Source organism: Actinomadura sp. KC345 (assembly GCF_004348515.1).
GTDB lineage: Bacteria > Actinomycetota > Actinomycetes > Streptosporangiales > Streptosporangiaceae > Spirillospora.
The window spans coordinates 1-7089 of sequence record NZ_SMKH01000360.1; the positions used below are offsets into that span (position 1 = coordinate 1).

A 7089-nucleotide genomic window follows, 5' to 3' on the forward strand; every position below is an offset into this window, starting at 1 on the left:
CCCCGCCCGAGCCTCGGCCGCGAAATCCACCCCGGCGACCCGGCCCTCCGCCGCGCCGCCAAACTCACCGCCCGCCCGGACCGTATGTGACGGGCGGATTACCGGTCTTGGAGCCGGGCGAGGAACCGCCTGAACTCGGCGACCGGAAAACCGAGCGTCCCGGCGTCCCGCGCCTTGGAGTCACGGACCCTGACGGTGCCTCCGTCCCGCCCGACCTCCACGCAACCGTCCTCCATGCCCGAACGCCGCGCCTTGCGGAACTCGATGTCCTTGCTTTTCATGCAGGCCCTCCTGATAGTCCGGCCAAGAAGTCTTCGGCTTTACGCGTCGCGGGATGGCCGGTGCCGAGGACACGCCGCATCACGGAAATCAGTTCCCTGAGTTCCTTACGTGCGGCGCGGGTCCGGCCTCGCGCCGCGAGGAGGCTCGCCAGCTCGTATCTGACCGACAGGACGTGGCCGTGTTCACCGCCGAGAACTCGTCCCAGGGCGGGCAGAACCTCGGTGAGTTCCCGTTCCGCCTCGTCGATCCGCCCGCACTGGACCAAGGCGATGCCGATGTACTTCCGGGTGAGCAGCGTGTCCTGGTGGTCGGGCCCGAGGATGCGCAGCCTCGCGGAGTAGATCTCACGGTGTTGCCGCTCGGCCTCGTCGGGCCTGCCGAGGCGAGCCGGGACCTCCGCGATCACGTGACGGCTCATCAGCGTGTGCGGATGGTCCTCGCCCAGGATGTTCCGCCTGGCCGCGAGAACCGCCGTGTACTCCTGTTCGGCATCGGTGATCTTGTCCTGGGCCACGAGGCAGAGCCCGAGTTCGTGGCGCGCACGCAGCGTGTCGAGATCGTCCGGTCCGAGGACGCTCTCGCGCGTCCGCACGACCCGGCGGACGATCGGTTCGGCCGACTCCGGGTCGCCGAGCAGGCGGGTGACCTTGGCCTGCGTGAGCGTGAGCTCAACGACGACGGGATGCTCGGTGCCCAGGGCCGCGATGGTCGTCAGCGACTTCTCGACCAGGCGGAGCGCGGCGAAGTACTGGCTGCCCCAGCCGAGCGCGATCGCGACGAGGCTCGCCGCCTCGGCGGCCCGCTCCAGCGCGGAATCACCGTGCCACGACGTCGCGGCCTGGAGCAGTTCGGTGACGTGCGGTACAAGGGAGGCCCAGGCGGGATGGTGCTCGGGATTCCTCGGGTCCAGGCCCTCCGCGGCGGTCGCCACCAGGTCCGTCGCCGTACCTCCGTGGGCGCGACGGTCACCGTCGTCCGTCCGCAGCGTCTCCGCGACCAGCGGATGCACGGTGATCACGTCGTCGCCCCCGGAGGAGCTGAGCGAGATCAGGCCGGTGTTCGCGAGGGCCCGCAGCCCCTCGGCGACCCGGGCGCCGTCCCCCAGGCCGCAGCCGCGCGCCAGGACGTCGTGGTCGAGCAGGTCGCACCGGAAGGGGACGCCGCCCGCGAAGCAGGACAGCACCCGCATCAGGGCACCGGCCTCGGGGTGCCCGTCGCCGATCAGGGCGTCGAGGGTGATGCGCCAGGTGCTCGTCACGATGGACCGGTCATCGGCCCCCGCCCCCATCAGTTCGGGGAACCGGTCCTCCAGAGCCTCGGCATACGCGGTGAAGGAGCGCTCACGATGAAAGGGGGACGCCAGGTGGAGCCCCGCGTGGTGCAGCGCCAGCGGCAGCCCACCCAGCCGCTCCGACAGCTCACGGGCTACATCCATGCTCCCCGCCTGCGGAGCGAGGTCCAGCAGGATGCGCGCCCCCTGTTCCGCCGGCAGCCACCCCACGGTGTGGACGGTGACGTGCCGTCCCCAGACCATCGGGTCGATGTTGCGGCTCGTGATGAGCACCAGGCCGGACGAGCTGGGCCGGATCCAGCCCGAACTGTCGCCCGCGGCCCGGCCCTGCACGGCGAGCGCGTCGGGATCGTCCGCGTTGTCGATCACCAGGACCCAGTCCCGCTGCGTCTCCAGGAACTCCCACAGCAGGTCGGCGGGGTTGCGCCTGCCGTTCGACACGTCCTCGATGTCCTGGGCCGTAGCTCCCAGCGCGAGGGCCAGCTCCAACAGCTCGGAGGCGAGCGAGCCGGCGTCCACCCCGGAGACCCACCACACGCGCCGCCCGGCGGACAGGCAGTTGTCGGCGACCCGCAGCGCGATGGTCGTCTTCCCTGTGCCGCCGAGCCCCCCGAGCAGGTGGATGGCACCGTCCGGCCGCCGCGCGGCGGCCTCGATCGTGCGCAGGACCTGCTCGCGGCCGCGGACATGCTCCGGCAACCGCCCGGTCGGCGGCCGCAGGATGCCCCGCGAGGCCCCGCCGCCGGACTGCGACGATCCCGCGGGAAGGGCAGGAGTCCGACGCAACTGCACCCACGCGATCACAGCGGCGGTCGCCGCGACGACCAACCCCCCGCCGCCGAACACCGCTTCGAGATCCATCCCCGGATCATAAATCGCCCCGCGTACTCGCCGACGCCGACGAGCACGCTAGAAGGCGAAGGCCCACGGGGAGCTACCTGAACGAGCGGAATGGGCGGCCCGCCCGGTGGTCACCCCATTGGCTGGTAGCGGAGGCCATTGCCCTCAGCCACCCAGTGTCGGGGTTGCGGTCAGCGCGATGGCGGTTCATACGCAAGGCCGCAGCTGCGAACGCGTCGACAGCCTCCGGATCGGCACTCGCCCAGGTGGCGCAACCGCCCGCCCATTCCTCCGCTGATTCCGCACTGTGACCAGCCGCAATGAGCTGTATGACGAGAAGGGAGGGCGAAATATGCGCGGCACCCCGAGTGGGCCACGCCCAATCGACCGCCCACGTCGCCTGCTCTCCGATCAAGAGGTTGTCCGGATTGAGGTCGGTGTACAGCAGCGCGTCCCCTCTCAGCGACTCGGCGTCGGCAGAGAAGCAGTCCCAGCGGGTCTCCGGCCAGTCCTGCGCAATGTTGGGCGCTTCCATGCGCGCGATCCGGTTCAGGACGTCGACCACCGCGGGCAGGTCGGGAGATCCCGGTGACAGGTCGGCGTGACGGCCACGGACGATCTCGAAGCCGAGCGCGATCCATTCCGGGCTCTCGGCCTGCCAGAGCAAGGCTGGGGAGACTGGGTGCACGAACGGATTGATGAGCCCTTCCCGGACGAGGGAGTCGCGTCGGCCGCCGGGGCGGTTGCGGACGGCCTTGACGAACCATTCCCCTTTCTCGCCGACGATCAGCGCGGTCACGTCCGAGAGGTTTCCACGCTCGGTCCGCTCGACGCTGCTGAGGGCGCCGGTGTGGGGGTGCAGGGCCTCGGCGAGTCCCTCGGCCCCGGGAAGGTCCCTCAATGAGTTCTCCTCAGGTGCGTGGGCTGCAACCGCTGTCGCCGTATCCGGGACTGCACTCCCCATCAGGGTCGCAGTCGGTGATGGTGGGGACGGCGCCCCGGATCGCCTCGGTCGCCTCGGTCATGGCGGCGCCGCCGAGGATAGCGGCCAATTCGGTGGTGTTGACGTTGCCGACACTCAGCACCGCCGACATCGGGCACGGGGAGACTTCACCGGTCGGACCGACGGAGGCGCGACCGGTGCCGCACCGTCCGCACAGCTCCCCCGCCTCGGGGGGACGACTCTTGGAGGCGCGGCCGAACGCCCGGACCCGATCGACCCTGATGCGAGTGACGCCGATCGTCTCCAGATCACGCCGGGCGTCTTCAGCGCGGTGGGGGTTGCCCGTGTCGACGATCCCGATTCGGATGGGAACGCGGAGTTGGACGGCCCGCACGATGTTCCTGCGGGTGAGCCGGTGGCTCGGCCGCCCCGTGACCGCGTTGTGCCCGGAGGCATCTGCGGCGTAGTAAGACGTGGCGATCGACACGCCGTCCCGCTGGAACAGGTCCCACCACGCTGCGGGAACATGGACGAGGTTGCTGTAGACCTCAACGGCCATACCGAGGTCGAGGGCATGGCAGAGGAGATCGCCAGCGTCCGGGTGCATGGTCGGCTCTCCGCCGATGAGCTGGACCCATGTCACGCCAGTGCCCTTGGCCTGATCGATGACTCCGATCCAGTCTTCTCGGGACATGGTCCCGTGTGTACCGGCCGGGCCGGAGTCGTTGTAGCAGTGAGTGCACTGGAGTTGGCACTTGCGGGTCAGGTCCAGCCAGAGCATCCGGGGAACGGTGCCGCCGACTGGTGGCGGCATGTCAGCGATGGTCATCATGACCTCCATGGCGCGACGAAGGGTTGAGACCATGGCCCGGTGCGCGCCTCCTGGTCCGGGCCACGGGGTGTCAGGGCCGTTCTTCCGTGGCGGCTGGCACCGGGACTCGCGCGCCGAGGGCTCCGGCGACGCGGTCAGCGGCCTTCTCGGGGTCGGCGGGGAGCCGCTCCTCGTCGCCGCGTTCGAACAGATAGCGGTAGGTCGTGCCATCCCAGGCGACGATCAGTGGGGCGAGGTGCCGGTAGGTGACACGCAACCGTGGGAAGCCGTCCTGCTCGCCGCGCTCGACGGCTACGGCGACCTGAGGGGCGCGGCGGCGGAGAGCCGCGTGCAACTTCTCGACTGGGCCGAAATGATCAAGTCTCATTTGGACGCGGCCTCCAGCCGGACGTACAACTCGGCCGGAGTGGACGCCTCGATGGTGGACGCGTCGTCCGGGTTGAGGTCTTCGCGAATCAGCACGGCGCGGGTGGCCCACCAATTGCCGCGGTCGGTGCGGATGATGTTCCAGCCGGGGAACTTCTCGGCGAACAGCGCCTTGATGTCGGTGACGTCACCGTCCAGGACCCGGCGGGTCCGCTTCACCTTCAGGGCTCCGACGACCGAGACGGCCGCGTCGACGACGTGGTCGGCTGCGTCGATCGGTTCACCCCACGAGTGCCAGAACCACAGCCGGTCCCCATCGGACGGACGGGGCTTGCACACGATCTCGGTCGACAAACGGACCCCGTGGTCGACGGGTGCCGTCACGACCAAGGACGAGCTGACCAGCTCGACGTGAAAGCCGTAGATGGCAAGCCGCTCCCGCAGCGCGGTGAGTCGGGAGGTGTCCTCACCGCCGGAGAACTGGTCGGGATATGCATTTGCGGCGGTTTTATCCGGAACGGGGTGCACCGTGCGCTCCATGGTTCGTGGCGATCTGGTCACGCACAGTCAAGACCCGTGTGTTCTGCGGACGGTAGGCGGATAATGGCGGACAGTGAGGCGGAGCATCAGAGTGTCCGCCTTCCGGTCGAGGCGGATGGTGCACGCGATGGCCGACGAGAATGTCCCGTTGTGGGCGGTGCGGTTAAGAGCTGAACGGGTTGCCCGGCAGTGGTCGAAGCCCGCTATGGCGCGGGCCTTGTACAAGGCGGCTGACCTGCGGCCGAACCGGACGCAGGTGGAGTCGCTGGCGCGGCAGATCCGCGGGTACGAGCGGGGGGAGCATTTCCCCCGCGACTGGGCATCCGCCTACGCCACAGCGTTCGAAACCTCCGCCGATGGCCTCTTTGGCGGTGTGGATGTGGGGGTGGACAATGAGGACGTGGATCGACGCGCACTCCTCGGCCTCGTGGCCACCGCCGCCACCACGACGGCGCTCGCCCGTGACGCCGAACCTCTGCGGGACGCGTTCGAGGCCGCCGTCGCCGCTGATGCGACCGATCGCGACGCAGATGCCTGGGAGAGCGTCGCCGACGACTACGCCCGCGAGGTCGGCTGGGTCTCCCCCACCGTCCTGCACCCGGAACTCTCCACCGACTTCGCCGAGTTGACGCGTCTGTTGCCGTCCGCGCGCGGTACGGCCCGGAGCCGGATGATCCATGTCGCCGCACAACTGGCCGCCCTGATCGCAATCTCTCTGACGAACATGGGCGAGGGTCGGGCGGCCCGCCGCTGGTGGCGTACCGCCGCACGCGCTGCGGACCAGACCGGCGACCATCGGGCCGCCGCGCTCGTCCGTGGCCGCGCTGCGGTCTTCTCCCTGTATGCCGACCTGCCGCGCCTATCGATCGTTGAGCAGGCCGAGGAGGCCATAGCGGTCGGTCACGGCGTTCCGTGCGCCGGCGTTGCGTCCGGGCACGCCGCTCGCGCCCAAGCCCTCGGCGAACTCGGCCGCCCCGCGGAAGCCACCGCCGCCCTCAACGACCTTCGCGGCGTCTTCGAGCAACTCCCTGACCAGGTCACCGATCTGCGCGGCCACCAGTGGGGATGGCCACGGGGTCGCCTCCATTTCGTCACCAGCCTTGTCCATACGTGTGCCGGGAACATCGGCCAGGCGACGGCGGCACAGGACGCCGCGTTCACCCTGTACCCGACCCGGAGCTGGCAGGGCCGCGGGCAGATCGAGATGCACCGTGCCGGGGTAATGATCCGCGCCGGGGACGCCACCGAAGGCGCCCGCCATATGTCGCGGGTCCTGGAGAAACTGCCGGTCGAACAGCGCAATGACGGGCTGCTGCGAGGGAGTGCGATGACATCGCTGCGGCTCGTGGAGCCCGCCTAGGCCAACCTCCCCGCCGTCCGGCAGGCACAGGAACTGCTCGCATCCACCGCGACAGGAGATCGATGACACCGGATCTGACGTTCAGCCGCTATGAGCCCGTCGCCGCGGAAGAGATCTTGCACAGTGTGATCGTCCCGGTGTACGTGGCGTCCCATCAGGACGTGATCGAGCGGCCGTTCTACTCGGCGGAGCGGTTCGCCGAACGGTTTCAGGGGTACGCGAAGGCGCCGGGATTCGAGATCGTCATTGCCTACCTCGGCGGGGAGCCGGTGGGGCAGGCGTTCGGGTACGCGTTGCCACCGGCTGCCCGTTGGTGGAATGGGTTGACGACACCCGTCCCTGACGGGTTCACCGAGGAAACGGGGTCTCGGACGTTCGCGCTGAACGAGCTGATGGTCGTCCCAGAATGGCAGGGCAAGGGTGTCGCGCACTCCCTGCATGATGCGCTGCTGGGTGGCCGGGCCGAGGAGCGGGCGACGTTGCTGGTGCGAGAGGACAACACCTCGGCGAAGCGTGCGTACACACGGTGGGGCTGGCGAAAGATCGGCAAGTTGCTGCCGTTTCCCGACTCGCCGCACTTCGACGCGATGATTCTCGACCTGCCGCCGAGTGGCGGCCGGGGATCGGGGGCGCAG

General features: G+C 69.5%; 8 protein-coding genes. 2 read left to right on the top strand and 6 right to left on the bottom strand.

Translation table 11 applies throughout. The features are described from left to right. Positions 1-98: 98 nt before the first annotated feature. The 6 genes from E1281_RS35225 to E1281_RS35250 form a co-directional block, all read right to left on the bottom strand. Positions 99-281 (bottom strand): DUF397 domain-containing protein, encoded by a 183-nt coding sequence (locus E1281_RS35225; RefSeq protein WP_131884031.1) that lies wholly within the window; start codon positions 279-281, stop codon positions 99-101. Continuing rightward, positions 278-2434, bottom strand: coding sequence for a tetratricopeptide repeat protein (locus E1281_RS35230; RefSeq protein WP_131884032.1), 2157 nt, complete (start codon positions 2432-2434; stop codon positions 278-280). The genes E1281_RS35225 and E1281_RS35230 overlap by 4 nt, the downstream gene beginning before the upstream one ends. Before the next feature lie 73 nt (positions 2435-2507). Next, complete coding sequence (locus E1281_RS35235) at positions 2508-3212, bottom strand: protein kinase (RefSeq protein WP_207943688.1); 705 nt, start codon at positions 3210-3212, stop codon at positions 2508-2510. Between the two features lie 112 nt (positions 3213-3324). Beyond that, positions 3325-4170 carry a radical SAM protein gene (locus tag E1281_RS35240; RefSeq protein WP_243717726.1) on the bottom strand — a complete coding sequence of 282 codons (846 nt, stop codon included), beginning with the start codon at positions 4168-4170 and terminating at the stop codon, positions 3325-3327. Positions 4171-4258: 88 nt separating this feature from the next. Beyond that, positions 4259-4555: a hypothetical protein gene (locus tag E1281_RS35245; RefSeq protein ID WP_131884034.1), complete on the bottom strand. Its 297-nt coding sequence runs from the start codon at positions 4553-4555 to the stop codon at positions 4259-4261. After that, positions 4552-5082, bottom strand: coding sequence for a hypothetical protein (locus E1281_RS35250; protein WP_131884035.1), 531 nt, complete (start codon positions 5080-5082; stop codon positions 4552-4554). The genes E1281_RS35245 and E1281_RS35250 overlap by 4 nt, the downstream gene beginning before the upstream one ends. A 139-nt stretch (positions 5083-5221) precedes the next feature. Between E1281_RS35250 and E1281_RS35255 the strand changes: the two genes are divergently transcribed. Together E1281_RS35255 and E1281_RS35260 are read left to right on the top strand one after the other, a co-directional pair. After that, positions 5222-6454, top strand: a complete 1233-nt coding sequence (locus E1281_RS35255; RefSeq protein WP_131884036.1) for an XRE family transcriptional regulator — start codon at positions 5222-5224, stop codon at positions 6452-6454. Positions 6455-6516: 62 nt separating this feature from the next. Beyond that, positions 6517-7089: GNAT family N-acetyltransferase (locus E1281_RS35260; protein ID WP_131884037.1), on the top strand; the 573-nt coding region annotated here is incomplete at its 3' end.

Bases quoted from the DNA above. Each gene is read 5' to 3' on its own strand.
- E1281_RS35245 (WP_131884034.1), bottom strand. From the start codon at position 4,555: ATGAGACTTGATCATTTCGGCCCAGTCGAGAAGTTGCACGCGGCTCTC.
- E1281_RS35230 (WP_131884032.1), bottom strand. From the start codon at position 2,434: ATGGATCTCGAAGCGGTGTTCGGCGGCGGGGGGTTGGTCGTCGCGGCG.
- E1281_RS35240 (WP_243717726.1), bottom strand. From the start codon at position 4,170: ATGCCGCCACCAGTCGGCGGCACCGTTCCCCGGATGCTCTGGCTGGAC.
- E1281_RS35225 (WP_131884031.1), bottom strand. From the start codon at position 281: ATGAAAAGCAAGGACATCGAGTTCCGCAAGGCGCGGCGTTCGGGCATG.
- E1281_RS35255 (WP_131884036.1), top strand. From the start codon at position 5,222: ATGGCCGACGAGAATGTCCCGTTGTGGGCGGTGCGGTTAAGAGCTGAA.